Origin of the sequence: Actinoplanes sp. NPDC051411 (genome assembly GCF_040682075.1) — a bacterium.
Lineage (GTDB): Bacteria > Actinomycetota > Actinomycetes > Mycobacteriales > Micromonosporaceae > Actinoplanes.
The window spans coordinates 1-14362 of record NZ_JBFBAD010000198.1 but is presented as its reverse complement, the minus strand read 5'-3'; the positions used below and the strand labels follow the sequence as shown (position 1 = coordinate 14362).

Annotated in this window: 13 protein-coding genes and 1 pseudogene; 9 read left to right on the top strand and 5 right to left on the bottom strand. The window is 71.6% G+C overall.

Features of this window, described 5'->3' with window-relative positions:
• Positions 1 to 88: 88 nt before the first annotated feature.
• Positions 89 to 760 carry a hypothetical protein gene (locus AB0M88_RS50100; RefSeq protein ID WP_364114853.1) on the bottom strand — a complete coding sequence of 224 codons (672 nt, stop codon included), beginning with the start codon at positions 758 to 760 and terminating at the stop codon, positions 89 to 91.
• A gap of 21 nt (positions 761 to 781) precedes the next feature.
• The gene (locus AB0M88_RS50095; RefSeq protein ID WP_364114851.1) at positions 782 to 2089 is read right to left on the bottom strand and encodes a M20/M25/M40 family metallo-hydrolase; all 1308 of its coding nucleotides are present in this window, start codon (positions 2087 to 2089) and stop codon (positions 782 to 784) included.
• Positions 2090 to 2157: 68 nt separating this feature from the next.
• Between AB0M88_RS50095 and AB0M88_RS50090 the strand changes: the two genes are divergently transcribed.
• Both AB0M88_RS50090 and AB0M88_RS50085 read left to right on the top strand, forming a co-directional pair.
• Entirely contained in the window at positions 2158 to 2733 is a 576-nt protein-coding gene (locus AB0M88_RS50090) for a hemerythrin domain-containing protein (protein ID WP_364114849.1), read from the top strand.
• A 75-nt stretch (positions 2734 to 2808) separates the two neighbouring features.
• The gene (locus AB0M88_RS50085) at positions 2809 to 3789 is read left to right on the top strand and encodes a LysR family transcriptional regulator (RefSeq protein WP_364114847.1); all 981 of its coding nucleotides are present in this window, start codon (positions 2809 to 2811) and stop codon (positions 3787 to 3789) included.
• Positions 3790 to 3802: 13 nt separating this feature from the next.
• Here AB0M88_RS50085 and AB0M88_RS50080 read toward each other — a convergent pair whose 3' ends face one another.
• On the bottom strand, positions 3803 to 6322 hold the full coding sequence (locus tag AB0M88_RS50080) for an ATP-dependent Clp protease ATP-binding subunit (RefSeq protein WP_364114845.1): 2520 nt from the start codon (positions 6320 to 6322) through the stop codon (positions 3803 to 3805).
• Positions 6323 to 6427: 105 nt separating this feature from the next.
• Here AB0M88_RS50080 and AB0M88_RS50075 point away from each other — a divergent pair, with 105 nt between their 5' ends.
• From AB0M88_RS50075 to AB0M88_RS50065, 3 genes are all read left to right on the top strand, one after another.
• Positions 6428 to 6808: a hypothetical protein gene (locus AB0M88_RS50075; protein WP_364114843.1), complete on the top strand. Its 381-nt coding sequence runs from the start codon at positions 6428 to 6430 to the stop codon at positions 6806 to 6808.
• Positions 6809 to 6974: 166 nt separating this feature from the next.
• Positions 6975 to 8135 carry an MFS transporter gene (locus AB0M88_RS50070; RefSeq protein WP_364114841.1) on the top strand — a complete coding sequence of 387 codons (1161 nt, stop codon included), beginning with the start codon at positions 6975 to 6977 and terminating at the stop codon, positions 8133 to 8135.
• Positions 8132 to 8836, top strand: a complete 705-nt coding sequence (locus AB0M88_RS50065; protein ID WP_364114839.1) for a haloacid dehalogenase-like hydrolase — start codon at positions 8132 to 8134, stop codon at positions 8834 to 8836. The genes AB0M88_RS50070 and AB0M88_RS50065 overlap by 4 nt, the downstream gene beginning before the upstream one ends.
• 54 nt (positions 8837 to 8890) lie before the next feature.
• Here the strand turns inward: AB0M88_RS50065 and AB0M88_RS50060 are convergent, their stop codons facing one another.
• On the bottom strand, positions 8891 to 9886 hold the full coding sequence (locus tag AB0M88_RS50060) for an aldo/keto reductase (RefSeq protein WP_364114837.1): 996 nt from the start codon (positions 9884 to 9886) through the stop codon (positions 8891 to 8893).
• A gap of 134 nt (positions 9887 to 10020) precedes the next feature.
• On the opposite strand from AB0M88_RS50060, the gene AB0M88_RS50055 reads away from it, so the two are divergent.
• The 4 genes from AB0M88_RS50055 to AB0M88_RS50040 all read left to right on the top strand — a co-directional run bounded on the left by AB0M88_RS50055 (position 10021) and on the right by AB0M88_RS50040 (position 13283).
• Positions 10021 to 11070: an LLM class F420-dependent oxidoreductase gene (locus AB0M88_RS50055; RefSeq protein WP_364114835.1), complete on the top strand. Its 1050-nt coding sequence runs from the start codon at positions 10021 to 10023 to the stop codon at positions 11068 to 11070.
• A 2-nt stretch (positions 11071 to 11072) separates the two neighbouring features.
• Complete coding sequence (locus AB0M88_RS50050) at positions 11073 to 11756, top strand: histidine phosphatase family protein (RefSeq protein WP_364114833.1); 684 nt, start codon at positions 11073 to 11075, stop codon at positions 11754 to 11756.
• A 109-nt stretch (positions 11757 to 11865) separates the two neighbouring features.
• On the top strand, positions 11866 to 12486 hold the full coding sequence (locus tag AB0M88_RS50045) for a DUF3090 domain-containing protein (RefSeq protein WP_364114831.1): 621 nt from the start codon (positions 11866 to 11868) through the stop codon (positions 12484 to 12486).
• Positions 12483 to 13283, top strand: a complete 801-nt coding sequence (locus tag AB0M88_RS50040; protein WP_364114829.1) for an SCO1664 family protein — start codon at positions 12483 to 12485, stop codon at positions 13281 to 13283. Before AB0M88_RS50045 ends, AB0M88_RS50040 begins: the two co-directional genes overlap by 4 nt.
• Positions 13284 to 13806: 523 nt before the next feature.
• On the opposite strand, the pseudogene AB0M88_RS50035 reads toward AB0M88_RS50040, so the two are convergent.
• Positions 13807 to 14362: pseudogene (locus tag AB0M88_RS50035) on the bottom strand (transposase); the annotation flags it as partial.

Here is a 14362-nt window from a genome sequence, read left to right as displayed (position 1 = left end):
GCACAACCCCACAGACCCGCACTTTGGTCTACCATTAACCCCCGGGTCGACGCGCCGGCTGCCGGACGGACCTCGGTCATTCAGGCCACTAGTGGTTGTGGCCCGCGTGGTCCTCTTCCTCATCCGGGAGGAAGGGGTGCTCGTCGAGCCTGCCCACCAGAAGTTCGCCCTCGCGCGGCGCGAACGGGCCGCTGCCGTCCGAGTCCTCGAAGGCCTCCAGGTCGAGCGGCTCCGGCACCTCGGTGACCGTGAGCAGGCCGTCGAGCGGCTCCAGCTCGGGCACGTCGAGCGACGAGAGCGAGCCGTCGCCGGCCTGCAGCAGCTCCAGCACGGCCTCGCCGACCGACTCGACCGGGCCCGGGTCCTCGTCGTCCGGCACCGAGCTGCGCCGTGCCGCCTCGGCGACCCGCAGCAGGGCGCCGACGCTGGGCACGCGGTAGTCGCGCCGCTGGCGCACCGAGATCACCTGGGGGTAGGGGTCGGTTGCGCCCTCCGGCCCGAAGTCGCCCGCGCCCAGACCGAAGCGCTGGTCGGCCTCGTCGGGGTCGATCGACTCGACGTCCCACGGCGTGACCTCGCCGAACGCGTCGAGCAGCTTCTCGTCGTACGCGAACGAGGCGTTGTTCAGATCGACGTACGCCTGCCAGACGTCGTCGTCGTCAATGCGGCCGGCGGCCGCTTTGACCGCCGCGAGGTGTGCCCGGGCAGCCTCCACGACCCGCTCGAGAGCGGCGTCGAGCTCGGCGTTCTGGTCGGTCATGAAAAAAGGTCCTTCCACGGATCAGCTGGTGCGAAGCAGACGGTCGAGCACACGCACGCCGAACTCTAGTCCCTCGACCGGAACCCGCTCGTCGATGCCGTGGAAGAGCGAGGCGAAGTTGAGGTCGGGGGGAAGCCGCAGCGGCGCGAAGCCGAAGCAGTGGATGCCGAGGGTGGCGAACGCCTTCGCGTCGGTGCCGCCGGACATCATGTAGGGGATCGTGCGGGCCGCCGGATCTTCGGCCCGCAGAGCGGCCGCCATAGCGTCGACCAGCGACCCTTCGAACGCGGTCTCGACCGGCGGCTGGCGGTGCTTGTGCTCGATCTCGATGTCGGGCCCGATCAGGCCGCGCAACTCGGCGAGGAAGTTGTCCTCCTGGCCGGGCAGCGTGCGGCAGTCGATCGTGGCCGAGGCCTTGCCCGGGATCACGTTGTCCTTGTAGCCCGCCTCGAGCCGGGTCGGGTTGGCCGTGTTACGGATGGTCGCGCCGATCAGGTTGGCGATCGGGCCCAGCTTGGCCACCGCGATCTCCGGGTCGTCCGGGTCGATCTCGATGCCCAGCGCGTCGCCGACCTCCTGCAGGAAGCGCCGCACGGTCGGGGTGACCACGATCGGGAACCGGTGCCGGCCGACCGCCGCGACCGCCTCGGCGAGCGCGGTGACCGCGTTGTCGTCGTGCATGAACGAGCCGTGCCCGGGCCGCCCGGTGGCGTGCAGCTGCAGCCAGTCGAGCCCCTTCTCGGCCGTCTGCACGAGATAGAGCCGCAGGTCGTCGGAGACGGTGTAGGAGTAGCCGCCGACCTCGCCGATCGCCTCGGTGCAGCCCTCGAACTCCTCGGGGTGGTTCTGCACCAGCCATTGCGAGCCGTACTCCATGCCCGCCTCCTCGTCGGCGGTGTAGCAGACGACGACGTCGCGGGGCGGGACATAGCCGGTGCGCTTCCAGTCGCGGACGACGGCGAGCATCATCGCGTCCATGTCCTTCATGTCGATCGCGCCCCGGCCCCAGAGGTAGCCGTCCTTGATCTCGCCGGCGAACGGCGGCACCGACCACTCGCTCGCGTCGGCCGGGACGACGTCGAGGTGGCCGTGCAGCAGCAGAGCGCCCCGCGAGGGGTCGGCGCCCGGGATGCGGGCGACCAGGTTGGCCCGCCGGGGGGCCGACTCGTAGATCTCGGCCTGCACGCCGACCTCGCCGAGCTTGGTGGCGACGTATTCGGCGGCGACCCGTTCGCCGACCGTGGTGCGCTGGTCGCCGGTGTTGGTGGTGTCGATGCGCAGCAGGTCGCGGCAGATGCCGACGACCTCGGTGACGGCGGTGCTCTCCATTTGACCTTCTTACCAGCCGGCCGCCGCCGGGGTTTGGCGGGAGACGTGCGCTGGGTATTGGGCCGGCCGTGTCCGCACTCAATCTTCCTCCGCTGCCGCCGACCGGTGGCGAGATCACCGGCCGCAATGCCATCGACGTGCTGGGCGAGCAACACCGCGAGCTGATCGAGCTCTGCGACCGCCTGGTGGCCCACCCGACCCGCAAGCTGCGGGACGTGGTCGTGGCCACGCTCTCGCGCCATCTCTCGGCCGAGGAGCAGTACCTCTATCCCGCGATCCGTCAGGCCGTGCCGGGCGGCGACGAGCTGGCCGCCCGCGAGCTGGCCGAGGACAAGGCGCTTCTCGTCCTGCTGCAGCGCGTGCAGAAGGGCCGGGACTTCGAGGAGCTCTCGGCCGCGGTCCACCGGCACGTCGCGGCCGACTCCGAGGAGCTGCTCCCGGTCCTGACTCAGATGGTGCCGATCGAGGACCTGATCCGGGTCGGCAACCGCATCGAGGTCGCCGAGGAGGCCGCCCCGACGCGTCCGCACCCCGCCACCCCGTCGAATCCGCCCTGGAACAAGGTGGTCGATCCGGTCGTCGCGGTCGTCGACAAGGTGCGCGACGTGGTCACCAACCGTACGACCTACCCAAGCGATTTGTAACGATCCCCCGAGTGGCGGATCTTTCACTTCCCCCCAGGACTAGCCGTCATGCCGTAATAGTCCTAACGTCACGCTATGAACTTGGAGCTCCGGCATCTCAAGGTGGTCTGCGCCATCGCGGAGACCGGCAGCGTCACCAAGGCCGCCTCACAACTCGGGCTGGCTCAGCCGGCTCTGACCGCGCAACTGCAACGCATCGAGCGCACTCTCGGCGGCCCGCTCTTCGACCGCGACCGCCGCGGGGCCCGGCCCACCGCCCTCGGTGAGCTGGTGCTCTCGCGGGCCCGCGTGCTCCTGCCGGCCATGAAGGGCCTGCAGGACGAGGCGGCGCGCCTGGCCGGGGCGGCGAGCGACGACACGATGTCCCGCTACCGCATCGGCGCGATCGGCGGCCCGATCATGGGCGGCATGGTCGGGCGTCTCTCCGAGGCCCAGCCGGACGCCCAGATCACCACCCACGCGTCGTACTGGGTCGAGGAACTGGCCGGCATGGTCGCGTCCGGCAAGCTCGACTACGCCCAGGTCGGTGTGTGCGGCGACGCCATGCCCTCGGCCGATCACGGGCTGATCTGGCAGACGATCGCGGTCGACGCGGTCTGCGTGCTGATGCCCGACGACCACCCGTGCACCAAGGGCGTCGACGTCGATCTGGCCGAGCTGGCCGAGGAGCAGTGGGTCGGCAGCACCGGCGACGGCTGCCTGGGCGACTGTTTCGCGGCCGCCTGCGCCCGGGCCGGCTTCACGCCCCGGCGGGTTCTCGAGACCGACCTCCGCAGCGCCGTCGACATGGTCGAGTCGGGCCAGGCGGTGGGCCTGTGCCAGCCGACCTTCCGGCCGCCGTCCGGGCTCACCCACCGCCCGCTGCGCGGCGCCCCGCTGCGCTGGCGCCTGGTGCTCGGCTGGCACCCCGACTCCCCGGCCGCCCGCAGCGCGCCCAAGCTGATGCGGATGGCCCAGGAGGCCTATCAGGAGGTCGTCGCCCGCAACACGGCCTATGTGGAGTGGATGGCCGACCACACGCAACTGGGCGGCCACCAGATGGCAGCCGCCCAGTAGGGGTTGGCGAACGTCAGACCAGCGCGTCGACCTGGAAGGTCAGCCGGCCGTCGGCCACGTCCACGTGCACGGTCTGGCCGGAGGTCAGCTCGGACGCGAGCAGCAGCTTCGACAACCGGTTGTCCAGCTCGCGCTGGATCGTGCGGCGCAGCGGCCGGGCCCCGAACTCGGGCTGGAAGCCCTTGTCGGCGAGCCAGTCGACCGCCGCCGTGCTGAGCTCCAGCTTGACGTCCTGCGCGGCCAGGCGCCGGTGCGTCTCCTGCAGCATCAGCTCGGTGATCTTCCGCAGCTGGTCGGTCTCCAGCTGCCGGAAGACGATGATCTCGTCGATCCGGTTGATGAACTCGGGCCGCAGCTGCTCCCGCAGCCGGCGGTCGAGCTTGTCCTTCAGCTCCTCGTCGGCGCTGCGGCCGTTGTCGGCCGCACCGAACCCGACGCTGCGCCGGGTGCCCTGGATGATGTCCGAGCCGATGTTGCTCGTCATGATCAGCACGGTGTTCTTGAAGCTCACCGTGCGACCCTGCGCGTCGGTCAGCCGCCCGTCGTCCAGCACCTGCAGCAGGATGTTGAAGACGTCCGGGTGGGCCTTCTCGATCTCGTCGAGCAGCACCACGCTGTACGGCCGGCGGCGCACCGCCTCGGTCAGCTGCCCGGCCTCGTCGTAGCCGACGTAGCCCGGAGGCGCCCCGACCAGCCGCGACACGGTGTGCCGCTCCTGGTACTCGCTCATGTCGAGCCGGATCATCCGGTCCGAGTCACCGAACAGCGCCTCGGCCAGCGAACGCGCCAGCTCGGTCTTGCCGACACCGGTCGGCCCGAGGAACAGGAAGCTGCCCACGGGACGGTCCGGGTCGCCCAGTCCGGCCCGCGAACGGCGTACCGCCTCGGCGACCGCCTCGACGGCGTCGTCCTGGCCGACCACGTGGTCGTGCAGGTGCCCCTCGAGGCGCAGCAGGCGCTCCCGCTCCTCCTCGGTCAGTTGGGCGACCGGGATGCCGGTGGCCCGCGAGACGACCTCGGCGATGTCGGCCTCGGTCACCTGCGGAACGCCGTCCGAGGTGCTCGTCGCCGCCGCCAGCTTGGCCTTGATCGCGTTGATCTCGTCGCGCAGCTGGGACGCCTTCTCGTAGTACTCCGCCGCCACCGCCTGGTCGCGGTCGCGGGTGAGCTGCTCGAGACGCCGCTCGTCCTCCCGCGTGTCGGCCGAGGGGGTCTTGACCCGCAGCCGCACCCGGGCACCGGCCTGGTCGATCAGGTCGATCGCCTTGTCGGGCAGGAACCGGTCGGTGACATAGCGGTCGGACAACTCGGCCGCGGCGTCCAGCGCCTCGTCGGTGATCCGCACCTGGTGGTGCGCCTCGTAGTTGTCCCGCAGACCGCGCAGGATCGCCACCGTGTCCTCGACGCTCGGCTCGCCGACCAGCACCGGCTGGAAGCGCCGGGCCAGGGCCGCGTCCTTCTCGATGTACTTGCGGTACTCGTCGAGCGTGGTCGCGCCGACCACCCGCATCTGACCGCGGGCCAGGGCGGGCTTGAGCATGTTGGAGGCGTCCATGCCGCCGCCCTCACCGCCGCCACCGCCGGCCCCGACCAGCGTGTGGATCTCGTCGAGGAAGACGATCAGGCCGTCACCGGACTGCTGGATCTCGTCGATGATCTTGCGCAGGCGCTCCTCGAAGTCGCCGCGGTAGCGGGTGCCCGCCACCAGGCCGGCCAGGTCGAGCTGGATGACCCGCTTGCCCTCCAGGGTCAGCGGGACGTCGCCGTCCACGATCCGCTGGGCCAGGCCCTCGACGATCGCGGTCTTGCCGACGCCGGCCTCACCGATCAGGACCGGGTTGTTCTTGGTGCGGCGGGACAGGATCTCCACCGCCTGCTCGATCTCGTCGGCGCGGCCGATGACCGGGTCGATCTCGCCCCGGCGGGCCAGCTCGGTGAGGTCCACGCCGTACTGCTCGAGAGTGGGCGTGTTGCCGTTCTGAGCCGGGGCGCCGCGTCCCGCGCCCGGCTGGGGCTCGGGCTGCTGCAGGGCCTGCGGGTCGAGCTTGCCGGCGAGCAGCCGTCCGGCCGCCGAGTCGGGGTTGAGACCCAGCGCCATCAGGATGTGCTCGGGACCGACATAGGAGGCGCCGACCGCCCGGGAAAGCTGCAGGCTGTCCAGCAGCGCGCGCTTGGCGGCCGGGGTCAGCGCGACCTGCTCGGGCAGCTGCTCGCGTACCCCGGCCGGGCGGCCGAGAGCGGCCAGCAGCTGGTCGGGGTCGGCGCCGGCCCGGCGCACGGTCTGCTTCAGCTGTTCCTGCTGGAGAGCACCCCACAGCAGGTGGTCGGTGTCGAGGTCGGCCACCGCACGGTCCGGGTCGGCCAGCTCGGCGGCGCGACGGGCGGCCGCGGAAAGCACCTCGCGGGCGTCGCCGCTCATGTACTTCGTGATATCGATGCGCGCCGAACGACGCGGCTCGGCCGCACCGAAGAAGCGCGCGAAGAAGTCGTCCCACTGGCCGGGGCCACCCGGCCCGATCGGTCCGATACTCATAAGTCGTCTCTCCCTGGTACGTGTTTCGTGCTCCCCTAACAGCACTACCGGGGATCGATTGATTCCCCGATTTCACCGAAACTTGACACGGGTAGGCTCAACTCCATGACCGTACCTCTGGTGATTGTCGACGGGGCCAACGTCGTGGGTTCCGTGCCCGACGGCTGGTGGCGCGACCGGCCCGCGGCGGCCGCCCGGCTCCGCGACGCACTGGCCGCGGTGCTCACCCAAGGCCTGCCTGACCTGCCCGGACCGGTCGAGGTCACCCTGGTTCTGGAGGGCAAGGCCAAAGACGTTCCGCAAGCTGACAACGGGGTGCGCATCGAGCGCGCCGCCGGCTCCGGCGACGACGCCATCTTCGATCTCGTACGCGGGGTGGCCGCCGACCGGCGCACGATCGTCGTCACCGCCGATCGGGGCCTGCGTCAACGTGTGCTTGCTCTCGGAGCCGAAGTTCGCGGGCCGTCCGGCGTCCCCCGCCGGTGAGCCGGTTCGGTTAGGCTGACCGCGTGATCCCGCCCGCAGTCTTCGCCGCGTGGATCACTCCTGCGCTCCCGCTCTACGGCAACGACCACGAGCGGGCCGATTTCGCTCCCTGAGCAGGGCCGGTCTTTCCCTCTCCGGTCCCTTCTCACCGCTCGGGAGCTTTCCCATGTCCATTTCCGCTGCGCCGGCCGGCGCGCGGGCGGTGCTGCGCGCGCCGCACGTGCGTACGGTCCTGCTGGCCGCTCAGGTCGGACGCATCCCGCAGGCCTCGGCACCGCTGGCCCTGCTGCTGTTCGGCCGCCAGACCCTCAGCCTCGCCACGGCCGGCCTGCTCGTCGCCGGCTACACGGCCGGGATGGCGGCCGGCACCCCGCTGCTCGCCCGGGCCGTCGACCGGCGTAGTCAGCCGCCGGTCGTCCTGTTCGCCTCCCTGCTGTCAGCGGCCGGGTTTCTGCTGGTGGCCGCCGGGACCGGGGGCACCGGCGTACTCCTGGCCGGCGCCGTCGTCGCCGGCCTGGGCACCCCGCCCCTGGAAGCGTGCCTGCGCGTCCTCTGGCCGGCCATGGTCCCGCCGGCGGCGGTGGCCGCGGCCTACGCCCTCGACATCGCCTTCCAGGAAGTGATCTTCGTAGTCGGGCCGCTGGTCACCCTGGCCGCGGTCGCCCTGGCCGGACCGGCCGCCGGCCTGATCGCGGCGGCGGTGCTCCAACTGGCCGGGTCGGCGGTCTACGCCCGCACGCCCGTCGCGCGCCGATGGCGTGGCGAAACCGCGGCCCGGCACTGGTCGGGGCCGCTGCGGGTGCCCCAGTTCGTGCTGCTCAGCGGCGGCATCGCGTGCGTCGGGGCGGCGGTCGGCAGCCTGCCGGTCGCGCTCACCGGCTACGCCGAGGCGCTGTCGGACCGCTCCCTCTCCGGATGGCTGCTCGCCTGCCAGGCGGTCGGGGCGCTGATCGGAGGCCTCTTGTACACACGCGCGCGCCGGGGCGGGCGACGCCGGCTGCCGCTGATCACGATTGCTTTCGCGGCCGGCTACCTGCCGCTGCTGCTGATGCCGGGCGCGGTGGCGATGGCGCCGCTGACCGCCCTGTGCGGACTGGCGCTGCCGCCGCTGCTGACCGTGGCGTTCCTGAGCGCCGACGCGCTGGCCCCCGCCGGGACGGTCGTCGAAGCCTTCGCGTGGATCGCCACCGCGTTCGCGATCGGAAGCGCGGCCGGGTCGGCGCTGACCGGCCCACTGGTCGACAGCGGGCTGCGGCTCGGGTTCGGCTTCGCGCCGGTCGCCGGCCTGCTCGCGATCCTGCTGATGAGCGCGGCGGCCCGGAAATGACGGTCGAGCACATCGTGTGGGACTGGAACGGGACGCTGCTCGGCGACGGGCCGGCACTGATCGAGGCGACGATCGAAGCATTCCGGGAGTGCGGGCTGCCGGCGGTCACCCGGGAGTCCTATCAGCGGCACCACGTGCAGCCCATCCCACTGTTCTATTCGCGGCTGGCCGGCCGGGAACTGACCGACGCCGAACAGAGCCGGGTGGCGGCGGGCTTCCAGACCGCGTACGAGAAAAGGCGCACCACCGTGCGCCTGACCGCCGATGCCCTCGCCGCACTGGGTCTGTGGGCCGCGGCCGGCCGAAGTCAGTCGCTGCTGTCGATGTATCCCCACGACCTGCTGATGCCCCTGGTCTCCGGCTTCGGCCTCGACCGGTTCTTCACCCGGGTCGACGGCTCGGCCGGCCGTGACGTCTCCCGCAAGGCCCCGTTCCTGGCCCGTCACCTGCGCGTGCAGGGCATCGACCCGGCCCGGGCCGTGCTGATCGGCGACAGCGTGGACGACGTCGCCGCGGCGGCGGAATGCGGCGTGCGCTGCGTCGTCTACCACGCGGGCGCGGACGCACTGCACGACCGCTCGCACTTCGAATCGGCGGTGGCTCCCAGCCTGGTCGCGGCGGTTTCCTCAGTGCTCGACCAGGCCGCCGACCGCGACGGCGGGAACGTGGCCGGTCGCCGGGCGGACGCGGACGAGGGCTAGGCCGACGTCGGCCAGGCCGGCGCGCGGCTCTCCCGCCACGCCGGTGGGCGGGGCTCAACCGTCGGCGTCGGGGTAGCCCACGCCTTCGCGCTCCGGGTAGCCGACGTCGATCGCCGACACGTCGTCGAGGGCGTTCGCGATCTCGGCCGGCAGCGTCAGGTCCTCGCTCGCCAGTGCCCCCTGCAACTGGCCCGCCGTGCGGGCGCCCAGGATCGGGGCGGCCACCCCGGGCCGGTCGCGGATCCAGGCCAGGGCCACCTCGAGCGGCGAGACGCCGAGGCCGGCCGCCGCGGTCACCACCGCCTCGACGATGCTCGAGCTGCGGGGCTCCAGATAGGTCTGCACGAACGGCGCCAGATGCTCCGAGGCGGCCCGCGAGTCGAGCGGCCGGCCGTTGCGGTATTTGCCGGTCAGCACGCCCCGGCCGAGCGGCGACCAGGCCAGCACCCCGAACCCGAGAGCCGCTGCCGCCGGCAGCAGCTCCCGCTCGATTCCTCGCTCGAGCAGCGAATATTCCATCTGGGCGACCACGACCGGCGCCCGCCCGGGGTACGCCGCCTGCCACGTCGCCGCCCGCGCGGCCTGCCAGGCCGCGAAGTTGGACACCCCGACATAACGGACCCGGCCGCTGCTCACCGCGTGGTCGAGGGCGCCCAGCGTCTCTTCCAGCGGGGTGTGCGGGTCATAACCGTGCACCTGCCACAGGTCGACGTAGTCGGTGCCGAGCCGGCGCAGCGAGCTGTCGAGCGACCGCAGCAGGTTGCCGCGCGAGCCGTCGCGCCGCCGCCAGCCGCGCGGGGTGAGCCCGGCCTTGGTCGCGATCACCACCTCGTCGCGGGGCAGGAGGTGGTCGAGCAGCGAGCCGATCACCGACTCGGCGTCGCCGTCGCCGTAGACGTCGGCGGTGTCGAGCAGCGTGCCGCCGGCGTCGAGGAAGAGCTTGAGCTGGGCGGCCGCGTCGTCGGGGTCGGTGTCCCGGCCCCAGGTCATGGTGCCGAGGGCGAGCCGGGAGACCGCCAGCCCGCTTCGGCCGAGCGGTCGCTGCTGCATGAGATGAACCTTATTCAGACCTCGCTCCCGGCGAAATGCTCAGCCGCTGGTCAAACCCGTCGGTTACCGGACCGAGATCGCGCCGGGAAAGTCAGTAGGCTTCCGGGAGATCCGTTTTTCGTGGGAGGACTAACGTGCGGCTCGGACTCAACCTCGGTTATCAGACGGCCTGGAGCACGCCGGCCGATCATCTGGCGATGGCGCAGGAGGCGGACCGGCTCGGCTACGCGGTGGTCTGGGCCGCCGAGGCGTACGGGTCCGACACCGTCAGCATGCTGGCGTGGCTGGCCGGCCAGACCCAGCAGATCGACCTCGGCGCCGCGGTGCTGCAGATCCCGGCGCGCACACCGGCGATGACCGCGATGACCGCCGCCACCATCGACGCGCTGTCCGGCGGCCGGTTCCGGCTCGGCCTCGGCGTCTCCGGGCCCCAGGTGTCCGAGGGCTGGCACGGCGTGCGGTTCGCCAAGCCGCTGGCCCGCACCCGGGAATACGTCGAGATCGTCAAGATGGCGATCGCCCGGCAGCCCGTCTCCTATCAGGGCGAGCACTACCAGCTGCCGCTGCCCGACGGCGCGGGCAAGGCGCTCAAGCTCGGCTTCCACCCGCCGCGCGAAGCCATCCCGATCTATCTGGCCGCGGTCGGCCCGAAAAACCTCGAGCTGGCCGGAGAGGTCGCCGACGGCTGGCTGGCGGTCTTCTTCGCGCCCGACGCGGCCGGCGAGGCCCTGCAGCACATCGAGCGCGGGCGGGCCAAGCGCGGCCTCGGCCTGACCGGTTTCGACGTGGCGGTCACGGCTCCGGTCTCGATCGGCGACAACCTGGCCTGGTGCGCCGACGTGATCCGGCCGTACGCGGCGCTCTACGTCGGCGGCATGGGCAGCCGCGAGCAGAACTTCTACAACCAGATCGCCGTGCGGATGGGCTACGCCGACGAGGCGGCCGAAATCCAGGATCTCTACCTGGCCGGCAAGAAGGCGGAGGCGGCCGAGGCCGTACCGCAGGAGTTCATCGAGCGCACCTCGCTGATCGGCAACAAGATCCAGATCAGGGAGCGCCTCCGGCAGTACGCCGCGGCCGGTGTCGGCACGCTCTCGGTCAGCCCCTACGTGGGCGACCTGAAGAGCGGCATCGACACGCTCCGGCTCGTGGCCGAGGCGTACGAGGAAGCGGGCGTGGCGTAGCGGTGGCGACGGTCCTACTACTGCGGCACGGGCGTACGACGTCCAACGCCTCCGGCGAACTGGCCGGCCGGCGCCCGACCGAGCTCGACGAGACCGGCCGGGCGCAGGCGACCCGGGCCGGCGAACGGCTGCGCGCCCTACCGCTCGCCGGGGTGGTCACCAGCCCGCTGATCCGCTGCCGGCAGACGGTCGACCTGGTCCGGCCCGGCATCGAACCGATCGTCGACGACGGCCTGATCGAGTGCGGCTACGGCGACTGGGAGGGCCGGCCACTGAAGGAGCTGTCCAAGGATCCGCTCTGGAAGGTGGTGCAGCAGCACCCGAGCGCCGCCATCTTCCCCAACGGCGAGGCGATGGCCGAGATGTCGGCCCGCGCGGTGGCGACGATCCGGCGCTGGGACGCCAAGATGAACGCCGAGCACGGCCCGGAGACCCTCTGGCTGGCGTGCAGCCACGGCGATGTGATCAAGGCCATCCTGGCCGACGCGCTCGGCCTGCACCTCGACGAGTTCCAGCGCATCGTCGCCGACCCGGCCTCGGTCAGCGTCATCACGTACACCCCGACGAGGCCGTTCGTGGTGCGGGTCAACGACACCGGTGACCTGTCCGGCCTCGTACCGGAAAAGCCGAAGCCGGACGGCGAGGTCTCCTCCGACGCGGCGGTCGGCGGCGGAGCCGGCGCCTGAACACCGAAAGTGATCCCGCTGCTACCGCAGGCGCGACCCGGTTGCGCCCTCGGCGAACCCGGCCGCCTGCGGTGAGCGTTCCCGCGCGGGGATGGATAGGGTTGCTCCCATGACCCACCAGGTGCATGCCTTCGAGCCGCCGGAGCGGTTCGTCGCCGGGACGGTGGGAGAGCCCGGCGACCGGACCTTCTTCCTCCAGGCCCGCGGTGGCGGCCGGGTGGTCAGCGTGGCCCTGGAGAAGGTCCAGGTGTCGCTGCTGGCCGAGAAGCTGGAAGAGCTGCTCGTCGAGGCCAACAAGCGGTTCGGCGTCAACCTGCCCGACGCGCCGATCGTCGCGGTCCACGACAACGATCCGCTCGACACCCCGGTCGACGAGGAGTTCCGGGTCGGCACGCTGGGGCTCGCCTTCGACGTCGACACCGCGACCGTGGTCATCGAGGCGATCGAGGCCGGCGACGCCGAGGTCGAGATCGCGCTCGGCGAGGACGACTCCGACGCCGACGCCGACGCCGACGATGACGACACCGACGATGACGACGATGACGATGACGACGAGCCCGACGACGACCTCGACCGGCTGCGCGTGCGGCTGAGCCCCGAGGCCACCCGGGCCTTCATCGACCGGGCCCGCCGGGTCGTCGCCGCCGGGCGCCCGCCCTGCCCGCTCTGCGGCCAGCCGCTCGACCCGGCCGGCCACCTCTGCCCCCGGCACAACGGCTACCACCGGTGACTGTGCTCGCCGAGAAGGACGCCCTGGAGCTGCTCGGCCGAGGCACGATCGAGATCGAGGGCCGGCTGGTCGACGCCTCCAACACCACACTCCGGGCCGAGATCACACTCGACGGGCTGACCCGCCGCTGCGTCTACAAGCCCGTCCAGGGCGAGCGGCCGCTGTGGGACTTCCCCGACGGCACGCTGGCCGGCCGCGAGGTGTCCGCGTTCCTGGTCTCGCAGGCCACGGGGTGGGATCTGGTGCCGCCGACGATCCTGCGCGACGGCCCGCTCGGCCCCGGCGCCCTGCAACTGTGGATCGACGAGCCCGACACGGCCGAAGCGTTGATCGGATTCGTCCCGGCCTACGACATCCCGTCGGGCTGGCTGGCGGTGGCCAACGCGCGCGACGAGGACGGCGACGCCTACGCCCTGGCCCACAAGGACGACCCCCGGCTGGCCCGGCTGGCCGTCTTCGACTCGGTCATCAACAACGCCGACCGCAAGGGCGGCCACGTGCTCTACCCGGCCACCGGCTCGATCCACGCGGTCGACCACGGCGTCAGCTTCCACGTGGAAAACAAGCTGCGCACGGTGCTCTGGGGCTGGACCGGCAAGTCCCTGATCCCCGAGGCGACCGACGTGCTGCAGCAGCTCACCGAGCGGCTCGACGGGGAGCTGGGCGAGGCGCTCGAGGAACACCTGACCGTCACCGAGGTGCAGCACGTGCGCCTGCGGGTGCGCCGGCTGCTGCGCTCCAAGCGCTTCCCCAAGCCGCCGCAGGACTGGCCCGCCATCCCCTGGCCGCCGGTCTGAGACCGCTGCCGGGGGCCAGGTGGTCTGTCGGCGGACGTGGGTAACTTGACGGAGTTCCGAATCGGATCGACCTCCGGGTGAGGTGGAGCCTGCACCCAGCAGGTCCTCTTGCCGCCCGCATCACAGCCCGAACCGCACACCAGCACCGGTCGAACGTCGCGTTCCGCACCCGTACCGCGGCAAACGACTCGGCCCGGTGCGGATCGGCCCACGCGGTCCCGCAGCGGGCCGGTGTCGTTGAAGAAAACCGCCAATCACCACCGCCGGATGTTGGGCGCGCAGAACCAACATGGACGGCGACCGAGCAGCTGTTGCCGGAACCGGGCCGCAGGTCAGGCTGGTGGCGTGAGCTTGGATGCATGTCGGTTCCGCACACTGCGGGCGGGCGGCGACCACCCGCAGCTGTTGCCGTTGCTGAACGCTCAGCCTGGGACGGTCCCGCGATTTGATGCTCATCGCCGCTTCGATCTGGCTCCGATGACCCAGGACTTCGTCGACTGAGGCGTGTTTGATAACGGGTTCGGAGCCATTCGCTGATGATGGTGATAGTCAGGACGGCCTGGAAGCGGACGGCTGACTTGTCATACCGGTAGCGACGCCGCGGTGGCGTTTGAACCGGGCGGTGCCGTTCTCGACGGCGTGCCGGGGCCGGTAGAGCTGCGGGGTCGAACTTCGGGGGACGGCCGCCGCGAGAACCTTTGGCCTTGTGGTGGGCGTCCTGGTCACTCTTGCTGGGAATGCAGGCCTTGTCCCACGCGAGCGCAGGTAGTGCCGGTTGCCGCGGCTGGTGTAGGCCTTGTCGGCGCGGCACCAGCACCGGGCGTGACCGGGCCCGGTGCACACCGAGCCGGCCCCACCCGGATCCGGCGCAGACGGGGATGAAGTGCGGGCTGTCCCCGCGATGGCCGGCCGTGACGATCAGGGACAACACTTGCTGGCCTTACTCACAACCCAGACGCGTCTTGGTGGTCAGCCCGCCGCGGGAACGGTCCAGCCCGTGATCGGCCGGCTCATCATGAACTCCGCCAGGCGGTTCCTTCGGCACATGTCCGTCTGTGCGAGCCCCAGCGGCGTGCTGA